Below are 24,624 nucleotides of genomic sequence, written 5' to 3' on the forward strand. Positions count from 1 at the left end.
TTGATCGTTGGATTTTCAAGCCTGCTCATCGATTTTTGCACTATCGGCGGGTTTGTCGGCGGCCTTGGCCACCACCACCATGGCCGGGCGTAGCAACCGGCCGTTTAAAACGTAACCTTTTTGAAATACGTTCAATACCGAATTCGGTTCGGCCGTTTCGCTGGGCTGCATCACCATGGCCTGATGGAATTCAGGATTGAACGGCTGGCCCAACGGATCGATGGTTTCGATATTGAACTTGGCAAACACCGATTCGAATTGTTTGACGGTCAGCAAGCTGCCCTCGCGCAACTTGACCACTTCCGGGCTGTCGCCGCTGGCGGCCTGAATGCCCAATTCCAGACTGTCCAGCACACTGAGCAATTCTTTGGCGAATTTGGCCAAGCCGTATTTACGTTCGTCGTCCAAATCCTTCTGTACCCGTTTTTTCAAATTCTCCATTTCGGCTTGGGTCCGCAACGCTTTATCCAGATTAGCCGCCGCCTGTTGTTGAGCTTGTTCCAATTGCTGGCGTAAGGACTCGATGCCGACCGTCTCTTCGCCTGCCGTTTCTTCTGCCGCCGCTTCTTCGAAGGCAGGCTTGGTTTGCTCCAATACCTCGGCGATCAATTCGCTATCGGGTTGCTGTTCGTGACTCGATTGCTGGTGACTCATAGTTTCTCCATGGTTCTAATTTTTTGAGTTGGGCTAACGATAAGGGCTTTTATTTCGGATTCAAGGCCGCGCCCAATAATTTTGCGGTTACGTCGACGAACGGAATCACCTTTTCGTAAGCCATCCGGGTCGGGCCGATCACGCCGAGCACGCCGACCACTTCGTCGTTGACCGAATACGGCGCGGTCACCAGGCTGCAACGCTCGAACACGCTGTAGCCGGACTCTTCGCCGATAAAAATTTGGACGCCGTCAGCCTGCAGACATTGGTCCAACAAGTGGATTACGCCGTGTTTTTGGCTGAAGGCTTCGAATAACTGTTTGAGCCGCTCCATGTCTGACAGCTCGGAAAAACCCATCAAATTGGTTTCGCCGCTCAACACATAATCGTCGTTGGGCTGCTGCGCGAAGGCCAATTGCGCCATATTCACCGCATCGATCATGCCCTGGTTGACCGAATGCCGATCTTTTTCCAGGTCCTTCACCACTAATTCCCGAATCTTGGCCAGACTGCGGCCGGAGAAGACCGAGTTCAAATAATTGGCAGCCTGCTGCAATTCGGCCGCAGAGAATTGTTTTTCGGTGTGGATGATCTTGTTATGAACTTCTTCGGTATCGGTGACAAAAATCACCAGAATCCGGGTGCTGGACATCGGCAAAAATTCGATGTGCCGCAAGGAAACGCTGTCGCGGCGCGGCAAAGTGACCACCCCGGCCATTTTGGTGACGTCGGACAACAGCTTGGAGGCCTTGCCCAATAGATCGCTGGCCGTCTCGGTCTCGCTATGCAACCCGGCCTGTAACTGGTCGAGTTCGTTGGAAGCCAAAGGTCTGACAGTCAGCAGACTGTCGACGAACAGACGGTAGCCGCTGACCGTCGGCACCCGCCCGGCGGAGGTATGCGGCGAATGGATCAAGCCCATCTCTTCCAAATCCGCCATCACGTTGCGGATGCTGGCCGGACTCAATTTCAAATTCGGGTCCTTGGAGAGCAAGCGCGAGCCGACCGGTTGGCCGTCTTGGATATAACGCTCCACCAGGGTTTTTAGCAAATAAAGCGATCGTTCGTTTAAATCCTGTCCGCCAGCCACATTCGATACCTTCAAAATTCGTTAGCACTCCACATTGCCGAGTGCCAGCAGCAAAACTATCAGTTGCCCAAAACCTTGTCAATGTCGCTAAATCCTCGCAGACACCCGACAGAACCGGCGGTGGGCCGCATTTTTGGCGGCAGCGTCGATTTCCAGCCGATCGGCGTCAGACAAAGTGGCCGCTCTTATCTAAACTTAGCGCTCCTGACTGCTAACTCGCCCCGACCGATGCCTTTCATTCCGAAACGCCAGACCGATTATCGCTTGCACTGTCCGCGACACCCGGCTGCGAGCGGAACCACTGGACCATCGTAAGGAAAACGCGTGGACGCCAAAAAACACATCCTATTTGTCGATGACAACGAAAATGTGATTAGCGGCATTCAACGTCAACTGCGACCTTACCGCGAACAATGGAGCGTGTATTTCGCCACCTGCGGCAAACAAGCCTTGGAGATCATGCAGCATCAACCCATCGATTTGATCGTCAGCGACATGATGATGCCGGAAATGCGCGGCGACGTGTTGCTGAAACGGGTGGCCGACATCTACCCTGCTACGGTACGTATGGTCCTTAGCGGCTACGCCGACGAAGAAACCTTGAGTCGTGGCCTGGAAGTGGCTCACCAGTACTTGACCAAACCCTGTAGTGCCGAAGTATTGCGGGAAGCAATCACCCAAGTCTTCAAAACCCAGGATTACGTCAATAACCCGCGGATCGCGGCGGAAGTCGGCGAAGCCAGCCATTTACCGAGTTTGCCGAAAATCTACCACGACCTGAACGCCGCTATTGCCGACGAACGCGTCACCAACTTGCAAATCGCCGAAATCTTCGCCAAGGACATGGTGCTTTCCGCCAAGCTGCTGCATCTGGTCAATTCGCCGTATTTCGGTCTGCAACGCACCGTCTCGAATCTGACCGACGCAATTAATCTGATCGGCCTGAAAAAACTCAACAGTCTGGTGTTATCGGTCCATATCAAGACCGCCTTCCCCGTCAGCGACCCGGAAATGGAGCGCTACATGGAATACCTGTGGCAAGACGCCAGCCGGGTTGCAGAACTGGCAAGGCTGATCTCACTGTCGGAACAGCAAACCGGCGACAAGCCGGATCAGGCCTATGTCGGCGGGTTATTGCACAACATGGGTTTGCTTATTTTCATGTCGCGCGGCGGGGACAAGTTCAAAATGCTCCGGGAGCAAACCACCCGCAGCAACACCCCGGTGGCCGCACTGGAAACTGAGATTTTCGGTTTTACCCGCTCAGCTGCGGCAGCTTACGTCTTAAGTTTATGGAAAATTCCTGCCCTGATCGTGGAATCGATCCTGTGGCAAAACGCGCCGAGCGAATCCGAATACCAGACGGTCAATGAGTTAACCGCAGTGCATGTCGCGGCTTGCCTGGCAAATCCGACAGAACGGCCGGGCAAGGACCGCTTGTTCGAGATGCAGTTGGACCAAAGCTACCTGCAGCGAATCGGCCGACTGCATCGCCTCGCCGATTGGCAGACGCTGGCCGAAAAAGTAACCGCGTTCTTCGAAAAAAAATAGGAGCGAGCAATGGCGGACAATACACCGGAAAAAATTCTGTGCGTCGACGACGAAAACAACATGCTCCAATTGTTTAAACGCACTTTGGGCCGCCAGTTCGACTTATATACCGCCAGCTCGGCCACAGAAGCTTTGGCGATACTGCGCCGCGAATCCGATATCGCCGTGATCATGTCGGATTACGCCATGCCCGGAATCAACGGTTTGGATTTTCTGAAGCAGGCCGGGGAATTGTCGCCCGACAGCGTGCAAATTATACTGACCGGTAATATCGAACTCGACATTGCGATCAAAGCGATTAACGACACCCATGTCTTTCGCTACTTACCGAAACCCTGCCCGCTGGAAGTGACTAGAAAGGTCATCGGCGACGCAATTGCACAATACAATCTGGTCATTTCCAGACGCCAGTTAAGCATTCAACTCGAGCAGAAAAATCAGGAATTGCAGCAAAGAAATGCCGAATTGGCGGAAAAACAGGCGTTGCTGGAACACGAACTGGAAGCAGCCAAAATCGTCTGCAGCAAGTTCGGTAAATACGGCTACCAAGTACCGGACGGATTGGAGTTTTTTCTATCGGCCAAAGACGGGGTCGGCGGCGATTTTATCTTGAACGCCGTCAGCCGCGACGGCCAGGCTTTTTACCTGATGCTGGGCGATTTGACCGGCCACGGTCTGCAATCGGCCCTGGGCGGTTTGCTGGTCACCGAGATTTTCGACCAGCAATGTTTGGATCATCCGCCATTGGAAGAACTCGTCGGCATCATTAACCGGAAAATGTGCCGCAAATTGCCGACCGGTTTATTCTGCGCGGCATCGCTGATTAAACTGGATTTGGCAACCGGCCGGTTTCGGGTATGGAATGGCGGCATGCCCGATATCTTCCTGTTCGACAGCTACGGCAAGCTCATAGAAAACTTGCATTCCGCCAATCTGCCGCTCGGCATTGTCTCCGGCAGCGGCTTGACCGACAACATCTCCGAATACGATATCAACGGAATCGAATCGATTTTTGCCTACAGCGACGGGGTCACCGACCAAATCGGCAACGATCTGAGCTTGTTCGGTGCCGACAGGCTGCAACAGGCATTGACGGCCACCCCGCCCGGCATGCGCCGGATCGACCATGTAGCCGAACGCTTGCGCCTACATCGCCAGCAACAGTCGCAAACCGATGACATATCGATGGTTGACATCCATCTGCCAAGCATCCAACGGGCACTGGCCCGCTAACGACCGATAGCGCCTGCCGGCCGCATTGCGGATTAAACTGAATCTAAGCCAATTCGGATTGTAAGTATGTTTATCGAAACCGAAGACCATTCCAGAATTTTGATCGTGGACCCCGATCCTGCTTTACGCGACAGGCTCGACTTGATGTTCAATGGCGACGCGGCCGCGTCGCTGCAGAACGCTACCGAAACCCTGAGCTACATTTTTCAGGGCCGTACCGGCGGAACCGCGGCTGAAGCGGATATTTGTCTCGGCCTGGAATCGGACAAGCCTTACCAATTGATCTTTGTCGAAAACGAATTGCCGGATGGCGAAGGCATCGAGTTAATCCGCCGTCTGTGGCTAATCGATCCCAATTTGCACGCGGTACTCTGTAGCAGCGGACCAACCTTGAATTGGCAGCAAGTGGTCGCCAAACTCGGCGAAAGCGACCAGTTATTGATCTTGGAAAAACCGTTCAGTGCGCTGGAGTTGCGCCAGATAGTTCACGCCGTGTTACGCAAGTGGCAATTGAACCGGCAATCGCAACACATCATGCGCTACATGGACCAACAAATCGAGCTGCGCACCCAAGCGATCGAGCAAGCCAACAAAAACCTGCTGCAAGCCGAAAAATTGGCGGCGGTAGGCCAGCTTGCCGCCGGCATTGCGCATGAAATCAACACGCCGGCCCAATACGTCGGCGACAACATCAAAGCCATCGGCGATTTTTTCGGCAGCATTACCCGTCTGCTGGAACAGTACCGCAAACTATTGTCGGCCCAGGCAAACCATAGGCCGCTGATCGATGCCCTGGAGCGTAAAGAAGATCTGGCGTTTATTCTGGAAGACGCACCGTTAGCCATCGAACAATCATTGGAGGGAATATCGCAAATCGTCCGTATCGTCCAAGCGATGAAAGGGTTTTCCCACAGCGGCCAAAGTAATGCCGGCTGGATTAACGTCAATCTGGCGCTGGAGAATACGTTGCTGATCGCCCGCAACAGCTACAAATATATCGCCGAGATCGAAACCGATTTTGCCGAGGTGCCGAATATAGAATGCTTCCCCGGCGAACTAAACCAGGTGTTTTTAAACGTCCTTATCAACGCAGCCCAAGCGATCGAGGATGGCGGCAGGGGCGATGGCCGGATTCGGGTCAGCACGGCAAGCGTCACCGATGGCGTCGAAATCCGGATCGCGGATAACGGGCCTGGCATTCCTGAGCCGCTTCAAGACCGAATATTCGATCCGTTTTTTACGACCAAAGATGTCGGCAAAGGCAGCGGCCAAGGTTTGTATATCGCTCACCGCATCATAAATCAGCAGCACGGCGGCTCGCTGAGTTTCGTCAGCGCAGCCGGCCAAGGCACCACCTTCCTGATCCGACTGAACCGGCAACTGCCCAAGTAAGCTGATTGCCGGCCGGTTTGCTTGATTATTCCTGCAATACGAAGCGTTTGCGTTCTTCGGCAGTTTTGCCCAATGCCTTAGCCATCCAAGGCGGCGGCGCGTCGAACACTTTCTGAAACTCGCGCAATTGATCGGTCGCTTCGATCACGTCCGGAATCTTGATCGGGTAAATGTCGGCGCGGATCACTTTAGCCGCTGCCGGACCACCGATCGATTGCACGAACAGCACGTGGCAATCCTTGATCAGTTCGGCGCGAAACAGGTTTTTATCCTCGGCTGCGTCGGCATCGACGGTGGAACGGATATCGACCAAGCGCATATCGTCGCGCGACAATTGGTATACCAGGAAGCGGATGCAGGAGCCGAAATGGCCGTTCAATGAAGCGCCGCTGTTGGAAGCAATCGCTACCCGAATCGACTCCGGCAAATCACCGTCTTTGTACGGTTGAATTTCCGGCAAGCCCTCGTCACCATCTTCTTCGCCCCAAAGATAACGCACGGCCAGTTTGATATTGGCCAAACCGATATCGATGTCCTCGCCGTCCTCCTCGCCATCGTGGCTGCCGATTCCGGTCTTTAAATTGGTGACGGTGATCGTCTTCAATTTCTCGTCCGACAGCGGCGAGCCGGCCTTTTCGTGCAAGATGCCGATTAGCGTTGCGATATCGACTCCAGGCAGCACCCGCGACGCCAACGCAATCCGCAACGCCAAATCTCGTGATAATTGTTCCATAGCCTTACCTTTATAGTTTGTGCTGCTCTTTCCAGTCGGCGTAACCGCCGGCCAGACTGTAAACCGCTTGAAAGCCGAAATCGCCGAACATTTCCGCCAAATGTTCGCTGGCGTGGCCGTAATAGCAGTAAATCAGCAAGGGCTTGGTCTTATCGCCCTTTCTGAGCAGGGAATCGCGCAATTGTTCGTGTACATGCATGGCGTTGTCGATATGACCGGCCCGGTAATCCTTCAGATCGCGGCAATCTAAAATCATCGGTTGCTGTTCGGCTATCAAATGTTCCGATTCGGCAACCGAAACCGTTTTAAAGTTTTTCATGCTCGCTCCCGACCTGGATAAAGCCGGTTTACACCGGTCCGTAGCTGGCTTCGCGCTTGACTTCGATGGTTTTGCTTAAAGCCGTTTGGTAGTCCACCGTCTCCGCCTTAAATTTAAAATCTTTGGCGGCTTCATATACCGTCACCACCTTGTCTTCGGCAGATTGACCTTTCAGGTCGGCCTTTTCGATGTACAGCAATTCCATGGTTTCGTTCCAGACCATGCCTTCGCTGTAAGGCACTAATTTGAATTTGACACCGCCGATTTCGACTTCCAAATTGCTGCCAATATTTTCGACGTACACCAAAGCCAGGGTTTCAGGAGTCAAACCCGCTTTGTACTTTTCTACGAACACTTGCAGTGAGTCGAGCTTATAAACCACGCCGTTGACGAACAAGATCTTCTCGTTATCAGCCAGCATCGCCGCTTGATGAATCAACAACTTCGGCGGATTACGATCGTTAGGATTGGTGGCGCCTTCGCGCATAGCGCCTTCTACCAACACCAGATCGCCGCGCCAGGCGGATACTCCGGCCGTACTGGTTTTGCCGAGCACGGAAGTAATAGTCAAAAGGCCTTGGCTGTCGTAGCTCTCGAGTAACATCGGGAAAGTCTCCTGTCGGATGAATGAAATCGTATTACTGTGCTGCGAAGCAAGAGGCTTGCCAGCTTGCCAAATCCTTATCATTCTTAGGATTATTCAAAGACAGCCGCATTTCTACAGCGGAAAAACAAGCCAATTCAGCCGGCCTATGACCGACATTGTCGCAAACACGACATCACACCCGAACCTTTGCCGAAGTTTATGTAAGGTTTGCGACCAGGTTTTGCATGAAACCGCTGCCGTAACAGCCGGGGCCCGGCCAGCTTGATGTCGTTTACTCGGCTTCGATCACCGACACTGCGACGGCAACTTCTTGGGCCCTGCCTGCGGGATCTAGTCCGGTCAGCAGCTGTTCCAACATGGAATATCAAAATAAAGAGCCCCTCCCAAACGACCGATGAGGCCGCCGCAACGACTATCTCGCCTAACCGGCCTCCGGCCCGATTTCTTTGATCCGGCGGCGATTATTACCCAGCCGGAAACATACTATTCTCATTCTTCGTTATTTACGCAAAGATATAACGATGAGTAAGCTAATACCGTACTTAACCGAACCAGAGCCACAAACAGGGCGCCCGAAACAAATGGACTTAGACGTACGTTTGATCGGGCAACGGATCAACTTCGATGAATAAGGTTTAAAGATGAAACCACTACCCATCTGTAATCCACTGAAAACATTGGCGGCCGGCAGTCTTTACTTGGCCAGCGCGGCAACTGCAGTCGGATCTGCGGAACAGAAAACCTATAGTCGGCCGCCATTCGCTCCGTTTTCCAGTCAAATGCCCGATGCCTTGCTGGGAAACGATAAATACGAAAAGCCGGTTTGGAATTTGCACGATAGCCTTGGATTACCGAAATGGCTGGCAATCGGCTTGGAACAGCGCACACGCTACGAAACCTTGGACAATGCCTTCAAAGCCAACGGCAAAGGCGGCGACCAGCAAATTGCGCTACAAAGCGATCTTTGGCTGCAAGCCAGTTTCAACGCCTTTCGCCTCGGCGCGGAATTTCTGGATGCCAGAGCCTTGGCTGCCGACGGCGGTTCCGGCGTCAACAATACCCACGCCGACCAGGCAGACTTTCTCCAAGGCTATCTGGCCTGGGCCAGGCAGAATATGTTCTACAGCGGACTCGGCTTTGAAATGGTCGCCGGTCGGCAAACGCTGAATTTGGGCAGCCGACGCCTGATTGCTCGCAACGCCATGCGCAATACCATCAACAGCTTTACCGGCATCAAATTGCGCTTGTTAGATTACGACACCTGGCAATTCACCGGATTTGTGACAATGCCGGTCAACCGCTACCCGACGGCAGCGATCGATTTGCTGGCGGAAACTCATGAATTCGACGAGGAAGACAGTCACACTTGGTTTTCCGGAGGCTTTTTTGAACTTTACAATTTAGCCTGGCACACCAGCGCCGAAGTTTATTTGTACCATCTGGACGAAGGCGACAGCATCCGCAATCAGACTCGCAACCGGCGCTATTTTACGCCCGGCGCCCGCTGGTTTATCAAACCGGCCAAGTCGCAGTTCGACTTTCAACTGGAAACTATCGGCCAGTTCGGCACCGTAAGAGCCAGCAGCGGCAGTCGAGACGGACTTGACCAGAACCACTCGGCTTGGTACCAACATGCCGACATCGGTTATAGCTTTGACACAGCCTGGTCCCCGCATCTGACACTGGAATACGATTACGCCAGCGGCGACGACAATCCCCACGACAATAAAGACCAGAGGTTCGACACCCTATACGGCGCCCGCCGCTTCGAGTTCGGCGCCACCGGCATCTACGGCGCGTTTGCCCGCACCAATATCAACTCGCCCGGCGCCCGCATCACATTTTCGCCGCGAAGCGACCTGCAAGCATCGGTTTCCCATCGCTTGTTCTGGCTGGCCTCGCCGACTGACAGTTGGGCTGGCACCGGCTTGCAGGACAAAACCGGCCGCAGCGGCGACTCGGTCGGCCAACAGTTGGAATTGACGGCGCGTTGGGATTTAAACAGCAGCCTGAATTTCGAAACCGGCTGGACTCACCTGTTCAAAGGCGAATTCGCCAGAATTGCCCCATCCGCGCCACGGACACCGGATACAGATTATTTCTACGTGCAAAGCTTGTTGAGATTTTAGGCCGGCCTCAGGCTGCGCCGAGCGGCGATAGGCCGTCTGCCAAAAAGTATTCGAGCTCTAGCGGCAAACACCCTTCCGCCTCGGCCAGCACTTTGTCCTGCGGCAGGTTGTAGCCCCACAAGGCAAAACCGAGACGCAAGTCGGCAAGTTCCGCATGCTGCAAAACGTTCTGCAATGAAGGCAGACGGTCTTCGACAAAATAAATCGGCCGACCGGGGTACGAACGCTTCAGACCTTTCAATACTTCCGGTTTGCTCATATTCCGGTCCAGACCAAAAATACGTTCGGCAGCGAGCTCGATGTGATTCGCGTTTAAGATTTTTTTCACAAAACGTTCTTGTTTGGTCGTAACCACATACCAGTCATGGTTCGAACCCAACCGACGCAGCTTGTCGGCGATACCTGAAAACAACGGATTTACGGCAATCCAACCGGCCTTATCCAGCGAGATCCATTGGTCGCGAGTGTCTCCAAACAACTGCTTCAAACCTTCGACCGTCAATCCGGCCGCCGTCATTATTTGATTGGCTTTTTCGCTGTAGCCAGCATAAATCGACTCTATGCTCTCTCCCGCATACAACAAACGAATCACCAGAATCGCCTCGTAGCCGGTTTCTATGATGGGACGCACGGCGCGAAAACGTTTGACGACTTCCGGCGGCGCAATGCCAGTCATGCCGCTCCAAATTGTGGCAGCAGCCTTCCAGCCAGTCAGCGCGGTTTCCAGCGCGCTATCGCAAATCACGCCGTCGAAATCCAGCGCATAGATAGTTGAATCAGTCATCAATACATCAGAAATACACAAAACAGGCGCTCATTGTACCGGACCCAGCCGCCGATAAACGCGACCGCGTCACCAAGCCGGAAAAAACCCGGCCAAAATCAACAATTTCAACGAATTATGTTATAAGTCGCACCAGATAGCCGTCACAACACCGCGGGTTTGGTCGCGACGCCGAAGGTTATCCGGTCGCTGAAGGAGGCTTGGCGGCCATTATAAAAAATCAACGCTGCCCAAATTGGACGCCGGGTCGGCTGGGAAAAATAACAACACTCTTTCAAAGGAGGACCGTCATGTTGGTAACTTTATCGATTCTGGGTATTTCGCTGCTGGTATTGGGCATTCTGGCCTGGGCTTTGCTCGGCCGTCGCAAAAAAGCCAATGCGGCCGCGGCGGAGTTAAAACCGTCGGCGACGCAGGCGACGTCGGCAACCGTTGATACAGCGCCGCAACAAGCGCAAACGGCTCCGGCAACCGCGGCCGTAGAACCGGCAACATTTACAAAAACCGAGCCGGAACTGGCAAGCACGGCCGCCGCTAAACCAGCGGACACGGCATACACCGAGCAACCGCCGGAAGATTCGGTTTTGCACCGTCATTACGACGCCATGCATTCGCTCGCCTCCGCGGCCGAAACCCATTCGGATATTCCACCCATCCAGACCGCCGCCGCCATAGCAACACCGGCGGTCGCAGCAATGGCATCCACATCTGCCTTACCGCAGGATTCTGTCCTGAGAAGGCATTTTTTGGCACACATCACCCGCGAGATTGAAAGCGAACTACCTGCCAAACCGGTTGACTCTGTCCTGAAAAGGCATCACGAGGCCATGGTCGCCCACAAGCTGCAACAATATCTGGCACGGTTGCAATCGGTTTAAGCGACAGGTTTTGTTTTGACAAATCCGCGGCCAACGGTAAGCTTTCGCCGTTAGCGCCGCGGCGCACTCAACCCACTAACCAAAATATCGTTTCCGCCATCGGCAAATTTTAGGAAAACCCGCACACTTCCAAACCCCGTATCATGCCAACATGGCTCCGCCCACTAAATCACCGACATCTACCAGCGAAGTTTTCCCTATGAGCGATATCTACCAATTTTCCGTCTTGAATATTCGCGGCGAAAGCGTGTCTCTGGAGCAATTTCGCGGCAAAGTCCTGATAGTGGTCAATACTGCCAGCCGTTGCGGCTTTACGCCGCAATACCGTGGTTTGGAAGCGTTATACCAGACCTACAAAAGCCGCGGACTCGAGATACTGGGATTTCCGTGCAATCAATTCGGCCAACAGGAGCCGGGTTCCAACCGCGAGATAGCCGATTTTTGTGAAGCAAACTACGGCGTCAGTTTTCCGCTATTTGCAAAAGTTGACGTTAACGGTGCCACGGCTGAGCCCTTGTTTCAATACCTGAAAGCTAAGGCGCCCGGTTTCTTGGGCAGCCAGTCGATCAAATGGAATTTTTGTAAATTTTTGATTGGTCGCGACGGTACCGTCCACCGCCGTTACGCACCTTTCGTACCGCCGTCCACGCTAAGTAAGGATATTGAGCGACTTCTGGCTAGGTCTTAGACCTTACGGCGAAGCAAAACTTTTCACCCAGTCTCCCGGTCGAACCACCCGGGTCGCCCCCGAGTCCAGACTACCGGCCGCCGTGTTGGCACTAACTTCCGAGACGGTCAAAATTCCGATCGACTCGCTCATTCCGCGTCCGTCCGGCGCAATCCCGGCAGCGGAAAATATCATCAACTTGTCTCCCGCTTTGATTTTGTCCTGAGCACCGGCCGCGATCACGATTCGGTTATGGGTCGACTCCAGCACGCGGGTCGTGAATGGGTAACAACCGAATAGCCGATGCAAATCCGCACTGGCCTGCTGAATCAATTCGTCGATTTTATGCCCGGACGGCGTGTCGTTGAAACGCTCGCTGCCGACGTTATAGCCGTTCGGCAGCGACACGTCGCCCAGGATAGAGGCACTGTAACGCTGCTGGAATAACAGCGCGCCGCTGAAACCGTCGTGGACGAAGACGTCGAAATCGATACTGCGTCGACCGATAAATTCCCTGGTCATGGATTTGATTTCCGCCAACACCCCCGTACCCCGCACATATTCGGTGGACTCGGTGCGAAACCCGCGTATCACGCCGGACAACACGAACTGGGCATTGTATTGGCGGGCGACGTTAACGATCACCGACTCGGCCGAGCCTGTCGGCGACAGGATTTCCGGCGCGATGTCGGGTCGGGAATACAACACGGCGTTGGTCAGATTACGGCCGATAAAATCGCCGGTTTCCATTAAGCGGTTATTGATTTCGCGCGGGATACCGCTAAACAAATCCTGGCTTTCGCTGCTACTCACCTGCTCGGCGTTCATGATCGGAAAACCGGTAGCAACGATCTTTTTGCGGTAAGGCGAAGCACAATGCTGACGCTCGGACAATACTGCCAAGGCCTGAACCCGGTAAACCTCGCCGTCTTGCCACTCGTCAACTACCTTGACGTCACTGATGACCGACCCGGCATTGCTGCGTTTCAACTGCGAAGAGGCGCGCATCACTGCGTCGTCGATCGCTGCACGCCGGGCTTCCTCGACACCGCCGGGGCCGATTTGCGCAGCCCCTTGCACAGTGGTTTGGCGGCCCGACGCGTCAACCGCCCCGTCGCCGGCGCCGTATTTACGCATCAACGAGCCGTCGCAGGCGACCAATAGGATCGCCAACATCGGTGCAATCAAACTGTTAAAGCGTATTAAAGAAGCCATTGAATAGAAAGTATTGCAGAAATCCGCGGGCACCGGTATTGACGATACCTTGCGCGTCGTAAAAGCCGGCATCCAACAAAACGTCGTCCAGCAGGTTCGGTTGTTTAGAGAAACCGCTGACGTAATACAGATCATTACAGTCACGCACACCGCAAGCCAGATTGGCGGATGTGACCGTCGCTTCCTTATAACCCAATCGGGTAAACGGAACCTTATTTTCTTCCTGCAAACATTGATTGACGTTACCGGCACCGCCACTCATGCACCGGTAAAACCGCGGACTGAGTTGCAGCTCCAATGTTGCTTTCAAGTTGTCCTTTACCGTGCGGTAATCCGAGGCGGCAGCGCTGCGTAGATAGGTATCGAGATAGACACGGTAGGTTTCATCGCGCATCACTTTTGCGCCGACCGTATCGCCGTTGTCGAGCGGCTCCCGGTACAACTGATCCGCCAAACCGCGGAATGCCTCAAGCTTGGCCGCCTGTTGCGCTTGCAACCAACGCTGGTTGACCGAAAGCCGACCGCTGTTGTCGAAACTGCTGAAACCGCTGGCGCGCAAGGTTTTAGTCTGCTGCACCGATTCCGCATTCTTGCCGCTCAGGCTGGTACACGCCGCTAATCCCAAACATGCCGCTAAACCGATTATTCGCAATGCTTTCATAAACCCTCCACTCTATGCCTGAGTCATCGGCAGAGCAGAATTATTCTTTAGGATCAGCCTGAAAGTTTAGCTCGACCCGGCAAGCAATTTGCTTACGCGCCGGCGAGGTCAGGCCCTGGCCGCATCGCCGGCTACCGACCACAACTTCTCTAATTGATAAAGTTCACGCGCCTGTCCCGTCATCACGTGTACGATCACGTCGCCCAAATCCAGCAAGATCCAATCCGAACTTTGGTCGCCTTCCATACCCAAAGCTTGCAGCCCGCTCTCTTTAACCTTTTCGAGCACGTAATCGCACAACGATTTGGCATGCCGCGATGAGGTACCGGTAGCGATCACCATGAAATCGGTGATACTGGTCTTACCCCGCACATCGATGGTTTTGATATTCAGGCCTTTGCGGAGGTCGAGTTCGGTTTCGACCAGTTTCACTAAATCTTCTGATTGCATTCCAATTCCTATTGATCAGTAGTTGCTTGATAAAGTTGATGCTGACGGATCAAAGCAATAACCCGATCAGGCAATAAAAACTGCGGACTGCGGCCAGCCGCGATTAAACGACGGATTTCAGTTGCGGAAATCGCCAAGGCCGTTACCGGTTGGAAGAACACCCGTCCGGCCGCTTCGACGCTCAACACACCGGGATCGTCGACGACCCGCTGTTGCAAAAAAACCGGTAACGGCCCGGGTTGAAAACCGGGTCTGGTCATCACGACGATGTGGGCAAACTCGAACAGGTGCTGCCATCGGTGCCAGCGCTCCAAACCGGCAAAGGCATCGGCGCCGATGAACAGCACTAATGGCGTATCGCCCGCTAACTCGCTCCGCAATGCCGCCAAAGTATCGACCATATACGAAGGTCCGTCGCGCTCCAGCTCGCGCCTATCGGCGTAAAACCCAGGCGTATCCGCCACCGCGGCGGCCAGCATCTGCATCCGCATCTCGGCGTCGGCCTCGGGTTGGCCGCGATGGGCGGGCAGCCGGCATGGAACCAGGTGCAGGCGCTGCAGTTTGAACAGCTCCTTGACTTCCAGCGCCGTGCGTAAATGGCCGAAATGGACCGGATTGAAAGTGCCGCCGTAAACGCCGATCATTTACTGGCGAATATGGCCGTCGCCAAGCACGATGTATTTCAATGACGTCAGGCCGTGCAATCCTACCGGTCCGCGGGCGTGCAGTTTGTCGGTGCTGATGCCGATTTCGGCGCCCAAACCGTATTCGAAACCGTCGGCAAAGCGGGTGGAGGCGTTGACCATCACCGAGCTGGAATCCACCTCGCGCAAAAAGCGCCGCGCCAAGGTGTAGTCCTCGGTGACGATGGCTTCGGTGTGGGCCGAGCTATAGGTATTGATGTGGTCTATCGCTTCGTCGATATCGGCCACGATCTTGATCGACAAAATCGGCGCCAGATATTCGGTATGCCAGTCTGCTTCGCTGGCGCGGACGGCCTGTTTCACTAAGGAACAGGTTTTCAGGCAACCGCGCAATTCGACGCCCTGCTCCGCGTATTTTTCGGCCAAAACCGGCAGTACCGCCGGAGCGATGCTCTCGGCGACGAGCAGGGTTTCCATCGCATTGCAGACACCGTAGCGGTGGGTTTTGGCGTTCATCGCAATCGCTACGGCCTTGTCGATGTCGGCTTTACCGTCGATATAGACGTGGCAAATCCCATCCAAATGCTTGATCACCGGGATCGTCGCTTCGGCGCTGATCCGCTCGATCAAGCTCTTGCCGCCGCGCGGTACAATCACGTCAACATATTGCTGCAGCCGGATCAATTCGCCAACCGCGGCCCGATCGGTGGTTTCGACTACCTGTACCGCCTGTTCCGGCAAGCCGGACACCGCCAAGCCCTTGGCAATACAGGCGGCGATCGCCCGATTGGAGTGAATCGACTCCGAGCCGCCGCGCAAAATACAGGCATTACCGGATTTCAGGCACAAGGCCGCCGCATCGACCGTAACGTTGGGCCGCGACTCGTAGATGATGCCGATCACGCCCAAAGGCACCCGCATCTGGCCGACCTGAATACCGCTGGGCCGATACCCGAGATTGCTGATTTCACCCACCGGGTCGGGTAAGGCCGCGACTTGTTTCAAACCCTCGACCATCGCGTCGATGCGGGCCGGCGTCAGTTCCAGCCTATCCAACGTGGCCGCATCCATGCCGTTAGCCCGGCCGGCATCGAGATCCTTACGGTTTTCGCTGGCTAATGTGGCGCTATCGGCCTCGAGCATGGCGGCGATATTCAACAGTGCATTGTTTTTACGACCGCTATCGGCCTTACTGATCTCGCGGCCGGCAAGCCTGGCCTGTCGCCCTAACTGCTGCATATAGTCAGTGATGTTCATCTTGACAAACCCAGTCATTTGGAAAAGTCGGCCATTATACCAAGCCGAAGCCAAGCACCGCGACCATCGCGAAATACTGCAGCCAATACCGGGGGCCAATACTGACATTGATAGTAACTTTGGATTACAACCAATTAATTACATTGAATTTTCGCTTTCGATCCGACATGGGCTAAGGTTATGATTACCACAGCAATCGGCTGGTTAAGTCATCAGCAAGAATGACGGAGCCTGTGCTGTTCATGCCGTTGGTTGCCAACTCAATTCCTGTCACAAACGCATACAAGAAAGGAAGGATATGAACAATCTCACTGAAGAAGAACGCAAAAAAATCCTGGAGAGCTCGCCGGTCGGCACCTGGGCTTTGATGTTGATCGTCGGCGGCGGCATGGTGATTGCATGGCTGCTGATGTATTACGGGGTATTTCTACCCCGCGGCCATATCGGCTAGGAGGCTGCCATGCATATCGACCGACTGGAAAAAAGATGGGCCGGCATTGCCTTGGGCATCGCCGGCCTTTTTGTTGCGGTGATTCTGGGTTCCGCCCTGGTCCACGGTATCCACGCCCCGAGTAATGTGGAGACCATCGATTCGGCAAAACTGCATTTGTCCGCAGAATTTGCCGAAGACAAATTAGGCGCCAGTACCAACCCGGACGGCAGCGTCACGGTGCGGATGGTGGCCGGACGGTACGGTTTTTATCCGAAAACCCTGACCCTGCCGGCGGAAACCAAAATCACCTTTCGCTGGGTCAGTCTGGACGTGATCCACGGCGTGCACATCCCAATGACCAATATGAGCACGATGATCGTGCCGGGTTATGTCGCTCAAGTCCAAACCGAACTGCATCATGCCGGCGACTATCCGCTGCTGTGCAACGAATACTGCGGCATGGGCCACGCCCATATGTGGAGCAACATCAAGGTGGTCAGCAAGGCGCAATGGGAAGCGCTCAACAAACAAGGGGGAGCAAACCATGGATAACAGCGTAGAAAAAAAATTGGCGCTGACCCATTTCTGGGTCGCCTTCGCCGCCTTCGGCTTGGCCGCGGTGATGGGCCTGTATCAAGTCATCGAACGCAGCGGCTTCTTTAGCTTTCTGGAATCGCGCGAGGTTTATTACGCCTCGGTCAGTACCCACGGCGTGCTGATGGGCTTTGTGTTGACCACCTTTTTCATCATGGGCTTCGGCTATTACGTCGCCACCAGCACGCTGAAATTGCCGGTGTGGAATAAAACCTTCGCCTGGACCGGCTTCGGCCTGGCCTTGGCCGGCGTGGTCATGGCCGCGTTACCGCTGCTGTTCGGCCAGGCCTCGGTGCTGTTTACCTTTTATCCGCCGTTGAAGGCGCACCCGTTGTTCTATATCGGCGCCACTTTGTTGGTGGTTGGCTCCTGGTTCTGGTGCGTGTCGATGATCGTCATGTATATGCAATGGAAAAAGGCCAACCCCGGCGTACCGGTGCCGCTGGCGATGTTCGCCACCACCGGCAACGCCATCCTGTGGTTGTGGACCAGCGCCGGCGTCGCCGCCGAAGTGTTGTTCCAGTTAATCCCGTGGGCATTGGGCTGGATCGACACCATCGACGCCGGCTTGGCCCGCACCCTGTTCGCCTGGACCCTGCATCCTATCGTCTACTTCTGGCTGATTCCGACCTACACCGCGTTTTACTGTCTGGTACCGAAACAGGCCGGCGGTTTCTTGTTCAGCGACGAAATGGCCCGGGCCGCCTTCATCCTGTTGGTGGTATTCAGCTTGCCGATCGGCTTCCATCATCTGTATATGGACCCGGAACAAGGCCACGGCTGGAAACTGCTGCACGCCGTCGGCACCTTCGTCGTGACCTTACCGACCTTCATTACCGGCTTTACCGTGATTGCCTCGCTGGAAATCGCCGGCCGTTTGCGTGGCGGCAAAGGCCTGTTCGGCTGGATCGCGGCGCTGCCCTGGAACAACCCGATGGTACTGGCCTTGATTCTGGGTTTGTTAATGCTGATCTTCGGCGGCTTCGGCGGCCTGATCAACGCCAGTTACGCCATGAACGCGATGGTGCATAACACCGCCTGGATTTCCGGCCATTTCCATCTGATCTTCGGCGGCACCACCATCATCATGTACTTCGGTATCGCCTATTACTTCTGGCCGGTGTTGAGCGGCAAACCGCTGTACTGCCCGTCGCTGGCGATCGCCCAGTTGTGGAGCTGGTTTATCGGCATGATCATCATGACCACGCCCTGGCACATTCTAGGCCTGCTCGGCCAACCGCGCCGGATCGACAGCGTGCACTACAACAACTTGTTGACCCTGTCCTGGGAACCGTACGAGGTGACGATGATATTCGGCGGCCTGATTCTACTGGGCTCGGCCGGTTTGCTGATCTATATCCTGTATAAAACCCAAACCAGCCAGGAAAGCTATCAGGGCGAGGTCGAATACGCCGAACCGATCCATGCCGTCAAGGAATTACCCGGCTACCTGAACAGCTTCGGCTTGTGGAACGCCATCATCGCCGTATTCATGCTGATTGCCTTCGGTTATCCGATTCTGCAATTTTTCTTGATGGAAACCTTTGGTTCAGGCAGATGGGGGGTCTGATCATGAAAAAACTGATACTCACTACAGCCTTGCTGTTGCCGAGCGCATTGGCGGCGCAACCTTCGTCGCAAGTGGCCTGGACCGCCGAGGAGCTGAACTTTGCCAAAGCCGGCAACCCGCAGAAAGGCCAGGAACTGGCCAAAACCTGTGCGGCTTGCCATGGCGAAAACGGCATCAGCACGATGCCCGGCACGCCGTCGCTGGCCGGCCAGCTGCCGACCTACCTGTACAAGCAGTTGCGCGATTACGCCGACGGCAGCCGCGACAATCCGATGATGTCCGGCTTGGCCAAATCGCTAAGCAAGCAGGATGCAGCCGACTTGGCGGCGTGGTTTTCTACCCGGCCGCCGGCATTCAAATCGCGCAGCCCGATGGTCTATGAACTGGCGGAAAAGCTGGTTTCGGCAGGCAGCAGCGACCGGATTTTGCCGCCATGCGAAGTTTGCCACGGCGGTAACGGTCAAGGCCAGGAAATGGATATCCCGGCTCTGGCCGGCCAAAATGCCGAATATCTGGTCGCGACCTTAAAGGCTTTTAAAACCGGTAGCCGCCATAACGACATCTACAGCAGGATGCGTTTGCTAGCCGAATCGCTCAGCGAAGACGAGATCAATGAACTAGGCTTTTTCTACCAAAACGTCAAAAAGTAACCAGGCTGGCCGGGCGGCCGCAAATCGCGGCCGCCCGTTCACGCCTGCTCCGTCAACTCAGCGACCGGACAACCTATGTCGACCGAACCCAATATTCCCGTTAAATATGCCTACAAAGGCGCGAATCTAGTCAGCTTCGGCACATGTATCAAGTTGCTGTTCACCGGCTATCTGGTCACCATCGGCGCCGGTTACTTGATGGCGCTGACCCAAATCTTGTTCACTCACGGCATGGCCGACGGCAAGTTCGGCTTGTCGCTGGACGACATCGTATACAGTTACTACGGCGATCGCTCGGGTTCGGTAATGGAATCGAAACTGAACGGCTCGATGAAAATGAACGCACCGGACCAGGATCGGTTCAAGATTATCCAGTGGGTGCGCGACGGCGCCGCCGAAGCGTCTTACAACGCCGACATCAAACCCATCGTCGAAAAGAACTGCGTGATGTGCCACAACGCCAATGCGGGCTCGTTACCGGATTTTTCCAAATTCGAAAACCTGAAAAAGGTGTCCGAATCGAACGAAGGCGCCACCTTTGCCTCGCTGACCCGGCTGTCCCACATTCATTTGTTCGGCATCAGTTTTATTTTCATGTTCGTCGGCCTGATCTTTAGCTTCAGCACCGGCGTACCGTGCAAATACAAGTATCCGGCCATCGTCATGCCCTATTTGTTTTTGCTGGTCGACATCGCCTCCTGGTGGCTGACCAAGTTAAACCCGCACTTCGCCTGGCTGATCATCGTCGCCGGCGCCGGGCTTGGCATCTCCTTCGCCTTCATGTGGACCGTGTCGATGTACCAGATGTGGATCCTGGGCGGCGTACTGAAACAAGCCGACCGGCGCAATGCGGTATTGCGGGATTAGCCGATGCCAAACCAGCCTTACTGTCACCGCTGGCTACATCAACGGCAAGATTTGATCGAGCAATTTGCCGTTGGTGGCCAGGATTTGTTTGGGAAACACGCCGGGATTGCCGGCGAAATCGGTGACGGTGCCGCCGGCTTCCATCACGACCAGGGCGCCGCCGGCGACGTCATATAGATTCAGCTCCTGCTCCCAAAACGCATCGACTTGGCCATCGGCGACGGTGCATAAATCCAATGCGGCCGAACCCAGACGGCGTTGGCCGGTGGTAGCTTGGGCGATGCGGGCGAAGCGCGCCAGATTGTTGTCGGTAAGATATTGGCGCAGACAGGCAAAACCGGTCGAGACCATGCTGGCGCCGAGGTCGGTTTCGTCGGAGACCCGGATCGGTTTGCCGTTTTTCCAGGCGCCTTTGCCTTTCTCGGCGCAGTAATAGTCGTCTAAAGCAGGGCCGTAGACTATGCCCATGATCAGTTCGCCGTCGATTTCCAAAGCAACGCTGATGCCCCAGAAATATTGGCCCTTGGAAAAGGAATGGGTGCCATCAATCGGATCGACGATCCAGCGACTGGTTTGATTGGCGGTCTGACCGCTCTCCTCACCCCAGAAACCGTATTCCGGGCAATGTTCGGTCAGCGCTTGTTTCAGATAATTTTCGACGGCAACGTCGGCGTCGGTCACTAAATCGCGCGCGCTTTTTTTGTTGACGGCCAGATTGGGCAGATCGTTGAAATAATTCATCGCCACACTGCCGGCGGCGCGAATGATGGGTTCCAGAGCTTGGAGTGTGATTGGCATGGAAATCTCGGCTTAAAATAGCGGTAGCGGGGTGTTGGCACACCCCGCCTGTTGAGTCAGCCGGTTATTCTAACCTGCAATGCCGCAGTTTACAGATTGTGGTAGCCGGTCTCTTCGTGCAGCACGATATCCAGGCCTTGCTGCTCTTCATCGTCTGTGACCCGCAGACCGATCAGCACATCCAAAATCTTCAACAAGCCGTAACTGAAAACACCGCTCCAGGCGGCGGTCACCAGCACCGCCAGGGTTTGAATTGCCACTTGGTGACCGATGCTGACGCCGTTCAGCCCCAGCCCACCAAAACTCTCAGCCGCAAACACGCCGGTTAGAACGGAGCCGACGCAGCCGCCGACGCCGTGTACCGGAAACACGTCCAACGAATCATCGATTTTCAAGCGACGCTTGACGAATTGGGTGGCATAGAAGCAGACGCCGCCCGCGACCACGCCGATTATCAAGCCGCCGATAGGCCCAACGAAGCCGGAGGCCGGCGTAATGGTGCCCAACCCAGCCACCATGCCGGTAACGATGCCCAACACGCTGGGTTTGCTATAGCGGAGCCATTCGATCGTCATCCAGGTCAAGGCGCCGGCCGCCGCCGCGATATGGGTCACGACAATCGCCATTCCGGCCGACCCGTCCGACTTCAGCGCACTACCGCCATTGAAACCGAACCAACCGAACCAAAGCATGCCGGCGCCGGTGACCACCATCGTCATATTGTGCGGCGGCATCGCCACGGTCGGAAAACCTTTGCGCCGGCCCAACACCAATGCCGCAACCAGCGACGCAACCCCGGCATTGACATGAATCACGATGCCGCCGGCGAAGTCCTTAGCGCCCAGCGCCGCCAACCAGCCGTTACCCCAAATCCAGTGGCAAATCGGCATGTAGACGAAAACCAGCCACAACCCGCTGAACCAGAGCATGGCCGAAAATTTCATGCGTTCGGCAAAGGCGCCGACGATCAGTGCCGGCGTGATGATCGCGAACGTCATTTGGAACATGAAAAACACGGTTTCCGGGATATCGCCGGTCAAACTGCGGATACCCATATCCGGCAGAAAGATCTTGGCGGCGCCACCCAGCCACGGCTGCCAATCGCCGCCGTCGGCGAAGATAAAGCTGTAAACACCGGCCAGCCAGAGCAAAGAAACCAAACAGGTAATCGAAAAACACTGCATCAAAACCGACAGCACGTTTTTGCTTCTGACCAGACCGCCGTAAAACAGCGACAAGCCCGGTATGGTCATGAACAAGACCAAAGCGGTGGAGGTGAGAACCCAGGCGGTGTTGGCCTGGTTTAATTCATCGGCGAACGCCGAAACGGGTAATGCCCAGGTGGAGGCGATGAGCGTTAACGCTCTTATAATTGTTGTCATGGTCTATCACGAATATTGTTGTGTTGTTTTTTGACGGGCTATAAACAACAAAATCGCCCTGGTCTACGTTTTACCCGCAGACCAGGGCGATTTTTGCCGATCTTACGCCCGACTTTCTGATTATTATCGGTGCATCAAATCGCGTCTTCCCCGGTCTCGCCGGTTCTGATTCGAATGATTTGCTCCAGATTGGTAACGAAGATTTTACCGTCGCCGATTTTGCCGGTATTGGCAGCCTTGACGATGGTTTCCACGGCTTGGTCGACAATCTGGTCGGCCACCGCAATCTCCAATTTCACCTTGGGCAGAAAATCCACCACGTACTCGGCACCGCGGTACAGTTCGGTGTGGCCTTTTTGCCGGCCGAAGCCTTTGACTTCGGTCGCCGTCACACCGGCCACGCCGATTTCCGACAAGGCCTCTCTAACGTCGTCCAATTTGAACGGTTTAATGATTGCTGTAATTAGTTTCATGCTATCCCCAAAAAATCGAATGGTTAACGTGCTGTTTCGTGACAGTTGCGGCCAATGATAAAGAATTCCGCCGCAACCTACAATTTAGCCAGCCGCGTTACTGACAAGACATCCCGAGCTAACTGAAACGGGCGACCTGTAATTGATCGCCCGTTCCCCCCAAGCATCTCGGTACGCGTAGCAATTAACTGTGGTAAGCGGTCTCGCCGTGCTCGGTAACGTCCAGACCCTCGCGTTCGGTGGCTTCGCTGACTCGCAAACCCAGTGCCACATCGGCAATTTTGAAAGCGATGAACGATACGACGCCGGACCAGACAATGGCGACGCCAACACCCCAGGCTTGGCTGCCGAGCTGGGTCAGAATGCTATAGTCCGGTGCCGTAGCATTGGTAACGTAATCCCATACTCCGGAACCGCCCAACGCCGGACTGGCGACAACGGCAGTGCCCAGCGCGCCGATGATGCCGCCGATACCGTGCACGCCGAAGGCATCCAACGAATCGTCGTAGCTCAAAGCGTGTTTAAGGTAAGTGACAGACCAGAAACACACCGCGCCCACCACCAGACCCAGCGCGATTGATCCCATTGGACCTGCCCATCCGCAAGCCGGGGTAATTGCAACCAAGCCGGCTACCGCGCCGGAGGTGGCGCCCAACATGCTGGGTTTACCGCGTACCAGCCATTCTGCGGCCATCCAGGCCAGGGTCGCGGCGGCGGCGGCCAGCAGAGTGTTCAAGAACACCATCGCCGCCAAGCCGTTGGCTTCCAGGTTGGAACCGGCGTTGAAGCCGAACCAGCCTATCCACAGCAACGACGCACCGATCATGTTCATCGTTACGCTATGCGGCGCGATGAATTCTTTGCCATAGCCGATACGTTTGCCGATCATCAAACAACCGACTAGGCCGGCAATACCGGCGTTAATGTGCACCACGGTACCGCCGGCGAAATCCAGGGCACCTTTTTGGAACAGAAACCCGGCTGTAGCCCCGGCAGTTTCCGCCGCTGCGGCATCGGTGTATGCATCCGGGCCGGCCCAGTACCAAACCATATGCGCCATCGGCAGGTAGCAGAAGCTAAACCACAATACGGTAAACAGCAGCACTGCAGAGAATTTAACCCGTTCGGCAAAAGCACCGACAATCAAAGCCGGGGTAATCGCCGAAAACGTCAACTGGAACGCGACGTAAATATACTCAGGCACGTAAACGCCTTTGCTAAAGGTCGCCGCCATCGAATCCGGCGTGATACCGCTCAGGAAGGCCTTGCTGAATCCACCGAAGAACGCATTACCCTCGGTGAAGGCGATACTGTAGCCGTAGGTGGCCCACAAAATTGCCGTCAACGAGAAAATCACGAAAACCTGCATCAAAATCGACAGCATGTTTTTTGCTCGCACCATACCGCCGTAGAACAAAGCCAGCCCCGGAATTACCATCAACGCCACCAACACTGTGGCCACTATCATCCAAGCGGTGTCGCCTTTGTTAATCGTGGCTTGTACCGCCGGTGCGGCCGCTTCTTGCGCAAACGCCGCGCCGGATAGCCCAAACAGCGCTAACAGCGCCATGCTTGTTAAATATCTCATTGTTT

At 55.0% G+C, this 24,624-nt stretch carries 26 protein-coding genes; 11 read left to right on the forward strand and 15 right to left on the reverse strand.

The window, feature by feature from the left end; all coding sequences use genetic code 11:
- Nucleotides 1–15: 15 nt before the first annotated feature.
- Entirely contained in the window at nt 16–654 is a 639-nt protein-coding gene (gene grpE / locus PL263_RS06990; RefSeq protein WP_140913283.1) for a nucleotide exchange factor GrpE, read from the reverse strand.
- A gap of 49 nt (nt 655–703) precedes the next feature.
- The gene (hrcA, locus tag PL263_RS06995; RefSeq protein WP_278212859.1) at nt 704–1,744 is read right to left on the reverse strand and encodes a heat-inducible transcriptional repressor HrcA; all 1,041 of its coding nucleotides are present in this window, start codon (nt 1,742–1,744) and stop codon (nt 704–706) included.
- A 324-nt stretch (nt 1,745–2,068) separates the two neighbouring features.
- On the opposite strand from hrcA, the gene PL263_RS07000 reads away from it, so the two are divergent.
- The 3 genes from PL263_RS07000 to PL263_RS07010 all read left to right on the forward strand — a co-directional run bounded on the left by PL263_RS07000 (nt 2,069) and on the right by PL263_RS07010 (nt 5,920).
- On the forward strand, nt 2,069–3,295 hold the full coding sequence (locus PL263_RS07000; protein ID WP_278212327.1) for a response regulator: 1,227 nt from the start codon (nt 2,069–2,071) through the stop codon (nt 3,293–3,295).
- A gap of 9 nt (nt 3,296–3,304) precedes the next feature.
- A complete protein-coding gene (locus PL263_RS07005; RefSeq protein ID WP_278212328.1) occupies nt 3,305–4,528 on the forward strand; it encodes a SpoIIE family protein phosphatase in 1,224 nt (407 codons plus the stop codon).
- A gap of 66 nt (nt 4,529–4,594) precedes the next feature.
- The gene (locus PL263_RS07010; protein WP_278212329.1) at nt 4,595–5,920 is read left to right on the forward strand and encodes an ATP-binding protein; all 1,326 of its coding nucleotides are present in this window, start codon (nt 4,595–4,597) and stop codon (nt 5,918–5,920) included.
- Between the two features lie 25 nt (nt 5,921–5,945).
- On the opposite strand, the gene PL263_RS07015 is transcribed toward PL263_RS07010, so the two are convergent.
- From PL263_RS07015 to PL263_RS07025, 3 genes are read right to left on the reverse strand one after another with little or no spacing between them, the layout of a single operon-like run.
- The gene (locus PL263_RS07015; protein WP_140913279.1) at nt 5,946–6,653 is read right to left on the reverse strand and encodes a dinitrogenase iron-molybdenum cofactor biosynthesis protein; all 708 of its coding nucleotides are present in this window, start codon (nt 6,651–6,653) and stop codon (nt 5,946–5,948) included.
- A gap of 10 nt (nt 6,654–6,663) precedes the next feature.
- Entirely contained in the window at nt 6,664–6,972 is a 309-nt protein-coding gene (locus tag PL263_RS07020; RefSeq protein WP_140913278.1) for a rhodanese-like domain-containing protein, read from the reverse strand.
- A 28-nt stretch (nt 6,973–7,000) separates the two neighbouring features.
- Complete coding sequence (locus tag PL263_RS07025) at nt 7,001–7,576, reverse strand: hypothetical protein (RefSeq protein ID WP_278212330.1); 576 nt, start codon at nt 7,574–7,576, stop codon at nt 7,001–7,003.
- A gap of 644 nt (nt 7,577–8,220) precedes the next feature.
- On the opposite strand from PL263_RS07025, the gene PL263_RS07030 reads away from it, so the two are divergent.
- Entirely contained in the window at nt 8,221–9,708 is a 1,488-nt protein-coding gene (locus tag PL263_RS07030) for an alginate export family protein (protein ID WP_278212331.1), read from the forward strand.
- A 7-nt stretch (nt 9,709–9,715) separates the two neighbouring features.
- On the opposite strand, the gene PL263_RS07035 is transcribed toward PL263_RS07030, so the two are convergent.
- On the reverse strand, nt 9,716–10,492 hold the full coding sequence (locus PL263_RS07035; RefSeq protein ID WP_278212332.1) for an HAD family hydrolase: 777 nt from the start codon (nt 10,490–10,492) through the stop codon (nt 9,716–9,718).
- 200 nt (nt 10,493–10,692) lie between these two features.
- Between PL263_RS07035 and PL263_RS07040 the strand changes: the two genes are divergently transcribed.
- A complete protein-coding gene (locus tag PL263_RS07040) occupies nt 10,693–11,370 on the forward strand; it encodes a hypothetical protein (RefSeq protein WP_278212333.1) in 678 nt (225 codons plus the stop codon).
- A 199-nt stretch (nt 11,371–11,569) separates the two neighbouring features.
- Nucleotides 11,570–12,058: a glutathione peroxidase gene (locus PL263_RS07045; RefSeq protein ID WP_278212334.1), complete on the forward strand. Its 489-nt coding sequence runs from the start codon at nt 11,570–11,572 to the stop codon at nt 12,056–12,058.
- Nucleotides 12,059–12,061: 3 nt separating this feature from the next.
- Here PL263_RS07045 and PL263_RS07050 read toward each other — a convergent pair whose 3' ends face one another.
- The 5 genes from PL263_RS07050 to PL263_RS07070 form a co-directional block, all read right to left on the reverse strand.
- Complete coding sequence (locus PL263_RS07050; RefSeq protein ID WP_278212335.1) at nt 12,062–13,213, reverse strand: flagella assembly protein FlgT middle domain-containing protein; 1,152 nt, start codon at nt 13,211–13,213, stop codon at nt 12,062–12,064.
- A gap of 16 nt (nt 13,214–13,229) precedes the next feature.
- Entirely contained in the window at nt 13,230–13,913 is a 684-nt protein-coding gene (locus tag PL263_RS07055) for a hypothetical protein (RefSeq protein WP_278212336.1), read from the reverse strand.
- 108 nt (nt 13,914–14,021) lie between these two features.
- Nucleotides 14,022–14,363: a ribosome silencing factor gene (gene rsfS, locus PL263_RS07060; protein ID WP_140913271.1), complete on the reverse strand. Its 342-nt coding sequence runs from the start codon at nt 14,361–14,363 to the stop codon at nt 14,022–14,024.
- Nucleotides 14,364–14,371: 8 nt separating this feature from the next.
- Nucleotides 14,372–15,007: a nicotinate-nucleotide adenylyltransferase gene (nadD, locus tag PL263_RS07065; protein WP_278212337.1), complete on the reverse strand. Its 636-nt coding sequence runs from the start codon at nt 15,005–15,007 to the stop codon at nt 14,372–14,374.
- Complete coding sequence (locus PL263_RS07070) at nt 15,008–16,264, reverse strand: glutamate-5-semialdehyde dehydrogenase (protein WP_347568943.1); 1,257 nt, start codon at nt 16,262–16,264, stop codon at nt 15,008–15,010.
- A 298-nt stretch (nt 16,265–16,562) separates the two neighbouring features.
- Between PL263_RS07070 and PL263_RS07075 the strand changes: the two genes are divergently transcribed.
- From PL263_RS07075 to PL263_RS07095, 5 genes are all read left to right on the forward strand, one after another.
- The gene (locus PL263_RS07075; protein WP_054758538.1) at nt 16,563–16,715 is read left to right on the forward strand and encodes a hypothetical protein; all 153 of its coding nucleotides are present in this window, start codon (nt 16,563–16,565) and stop codon (nt 16,713–16,715) included.
- Between the two features lie 9 nt (nt 16,716–16,724).
- Nucleotides 16,725–17,249, forward strand: a complete 525-nt coding sequence (locus tag PL263_RS07080) for a cytochrome C oxidase subunit II (protein ID WP_278212339.1) — start codon at nt 16,725–16,727, stop codon at nt 17,247–17,249.
- A complete protein-coding gene (locus PL263_RS07085) occupies nt 17,242–18,861 on the forward strand; it encodes a b(o/a)3-type cytochrome-c oxidase subunit 1 (protein ID WP_278212340.1) in 1,620 nt (539 codons plus the stop codon). Before PL263_RS07080 ends, PL263_RS07085 begins: the two co-directional genes overlap by 8 nt.
- Before the next feature lie 2 nt (nt 18,862–18,863).
- Nucleotides 18,864–19,511, forward strand: a complete 648-nt coding sequence (locus PL263_RS07090; RefSeq protein ID WP_278212341.1) for a c-type cytochrome — start codon at nt 18,864–18,866, stop codon at nt 19,509–19,511.
- Between the two features lie 75 nt (nt 19,512–19,586).
- Entirely contained in the window at nt 19,587–20,378 is a 792-nt protein-coding gene (locus tag PL263_RS07095; RefSeq protein ID WP_278212342.1) for an elongation factor-1 alpha, read from the forward strand.
- Nucleotides 20,379–20,411: 33 nt separating this feature from the next.
- Here PL263_RS07095 and PL263_RS07100 read toward each other — a convergent pair whose 3' ends face one another.
- The 4 genes from PL263_RS07100 to PL263_RS07115 form a co-directional block, all read right to left on the reverse strand.
- Nucleotides 20,412–21,176 (reverse strand): inositol monophosphatase family protein, encoded by a 765-nt coding sequence (locus tag PL263_RS07100; protein ID WP_278212343.1) that lies wholly within the window; start codon nt 21,174–21,176, stop codon nt 20,412–20,414.
- Between the two features lie 89 nt (nt 21,177–21,265).
- Nucleotides 21,266–22,558 (reverse strand): ammonium transporter, encoded by a 1,293-nt coding sequence (locus PL263_RS07105; protein WP_278212344.1) that lies wholly within the window; start codon nt 22,556–22,558, stop codon nt 21,266–21,268.
- 134 nt (nt 22,559–22,692) lie between these two features.
- The gene (glnK, locus tag PL263_RS07110) at nt 22,693–23,031 is read right to left on the reverse strand and encodes a P-II family nitrogen regulator (protein ID WP_140913263.1); all 339 of its coding nucleotides are present in this window, start codon (nt 23,029–23,031) and stop codon (nt 22,693–22,695) included.
- A 184-nt stretch (nt 23,032–23,215) separates the two neighbouring features.
- Nucleotides 23,216–24,619: an ammonium transporter gene (locus PL263_RS07115; protein WP_140913262.1), complete on the reverse strand. Its 1,404-nt coding sequence runs from the start codon at nt 24,617–24,619 to the stop codon at nt 23,216–23,218.
- Nucleotides 24,620–24,624 lie beyond the last annotated feature (5 nt).

Origin of the sequence: Methylomonas sp. EFPC3 (assembly GCF_029643245.1) — a bacterium.
In the GTDB taxonomy this organism is placed as follows: domain Bacteria; phylum Pseudomonadota; class Gammaproteobacteria; order Methylococcales; family Methylomonadaceae; genus Methylomonas; species Methylomonas koyamae_B.

Excerpts from the sequence above, each read along its gene's own strand:
- PL263_RS07045 (WP_278212334.1), top strand. The coding sequence starts at position 11,570 with ATGAGCGATATCTACCAATTTTCCGTCTTGAATATTCGCGGCGAAAGC.
- PL263_RS07085 (WP_278212340.1), top strand. The coding sequence starts at position 17,242 with ATGGATAACAGCGTAGAAAAAAAATTGGCGCTGACCCATTTCTGGGTC.
- PL263_RS07080 (WP_278212339.1), top strand. The coding sequence starts at position 16,725 with ATGCATATCGACCGACTGGAAAAAAGATGGGCCGGCATTGCCTTGGGC.
- PL263_RS07015 (WP_140913279.1), bottom strand. The coding sequence starts at position 6,653 with ATGGAACAATTATCACGAGATTTGGCGTTGCGGATTGCGTTGGCGTCG.
- PL263_RS07020 (WP_140913278.1), bottom strand. The coding sequence starts at position 6,972 with ATGAAAAACTTTAAAACGGTTTCGGTTGCCGAATCGGAACATTTGATA.
- PL263_RS07005 (WP_278212328.1), top strand. The coding sequence starts at position 3,305 with ATGGCGGACAATACACCGGAAAAAATTCTGTGCGTCGACGACGAAAAC.
- PL263_RS07070 (WP_347568943.1), bottom strand. The coding sequence starts at position 16,264 with ATGAACATCACTGACTATATGCAGCAGTTAGGGCGACAGGCCAGGCTT.
- PL263_RS07030 (WP_278212331.1), top strand. The coding sequence starts at position 8,221 with ATGAAACCACTACCCATCTGTAATCCACTGAAAACATTGGCGGCCGGC.
- grpE (WP_140913283.1), bottom strand. The coding sequence starts at position 654 with ATGAGTCACCAGCAATCGAGTCACGAACAGCAACCCGATAGCGAATTG.
- PL263_RS07115 (WP_140913262.1), bottom strand. The coding sequence starts at position 24,619 with ATGAGATATTTAACAAGCATGGCGCTGTTAGCGCTGTTTGGGCTATCC.
- PL263_RS07105 (WP_278212344.1), bottom strand. The coding sequence starts at position 22,558 with ATGACAACAATTATAAGAGCGTTAACGCTCATCGCCTCCACCTGGGCA.
- glnK (WP_140913263.1), bottom strand. The coding sequence starts at position 23,031 with ATGAAACTAATTACAGCAATCATTAAACCGTTCAAATTGGACGACGTT.
- PL263_RS07075 (WP_054758538.1), top strand. The coding sequence starts at position 16,563 with ATGAACAATCTCACTGAAGAAGAACGCAAAAAAATCCTGGAGAGCTCG.
- rsfS (WP_140913271.1), bottom strand. The coding sequence starts at position 14,363 with ATGCAATCAGAAGATTTAGTGAAACTGGTCGAAACCGAACTCGACCTC.
- nadD (WP_278212337.1), bottom strand. The coding sequence starts at position 15,007 with ATGATCGGCGTTTACGGCGGCACTTTCAATCCGGTCCATTTCGGCCAT.
- PL263_RS07090 (WP_278212341.1), top strand. The coding sequence starts at position 18,864 with ATGAAAAAACTGATACTCACTACAGCCTTGCTGTTGCCGAGCGCATTG.
- PL263_RS07010 (WP_278212329.1), top strand. The coding sequence starts at position 4,595 with ATGTTTATCGAAACCGAAGACCATTCCAGAATTTTGATCGTGGACCCC.
- PL263_RS07100 (WP_278212343.1), bottom strand. The coding sequence starts at position 21,176 with ATGCCAATCACACTCCAAGCTCTGGAACCCATCATTCGCGCCGCCGGC.
- PL263_RS07050 (WP_278212335.1), bottom strand. The coding sequence starts at position 13,213 with ATGTTGGCGATCCTATTGGTCGCCTGCGACGGCTCGTTGATGCGTAAA.
- PL263_RS07055 (WP_278212336.1), bottom strand. The coding sequence starts at position 13,913 with ATGAAAGCATTGCGAATAATCGGTTTAGCGGCATGTTTGGGATTAGCG.
- PL263_RS07035 (WP_278212332.1), bottom strand. The coding sequence starts at position 10,492 with ATGACTGATTCAACTATCTATGCGCTGGATTTCGACGGCGTGATTTGC.
- PL263_RS07095 (WP_278212342.1), top strand. The coding sequence starts at position 19,587 with ATGTCGACCGAACCCAATATTCCCGTTAAATATGCCTACAAAGGCGCG.
- PL263_RS07025 (WP_278212330.1), bottom strand. The coding sequence starts at position 7,576 with ATGTTACTCGAGAGCTACGACAGCCAAGGCCTTTTGACTATTACTTCC.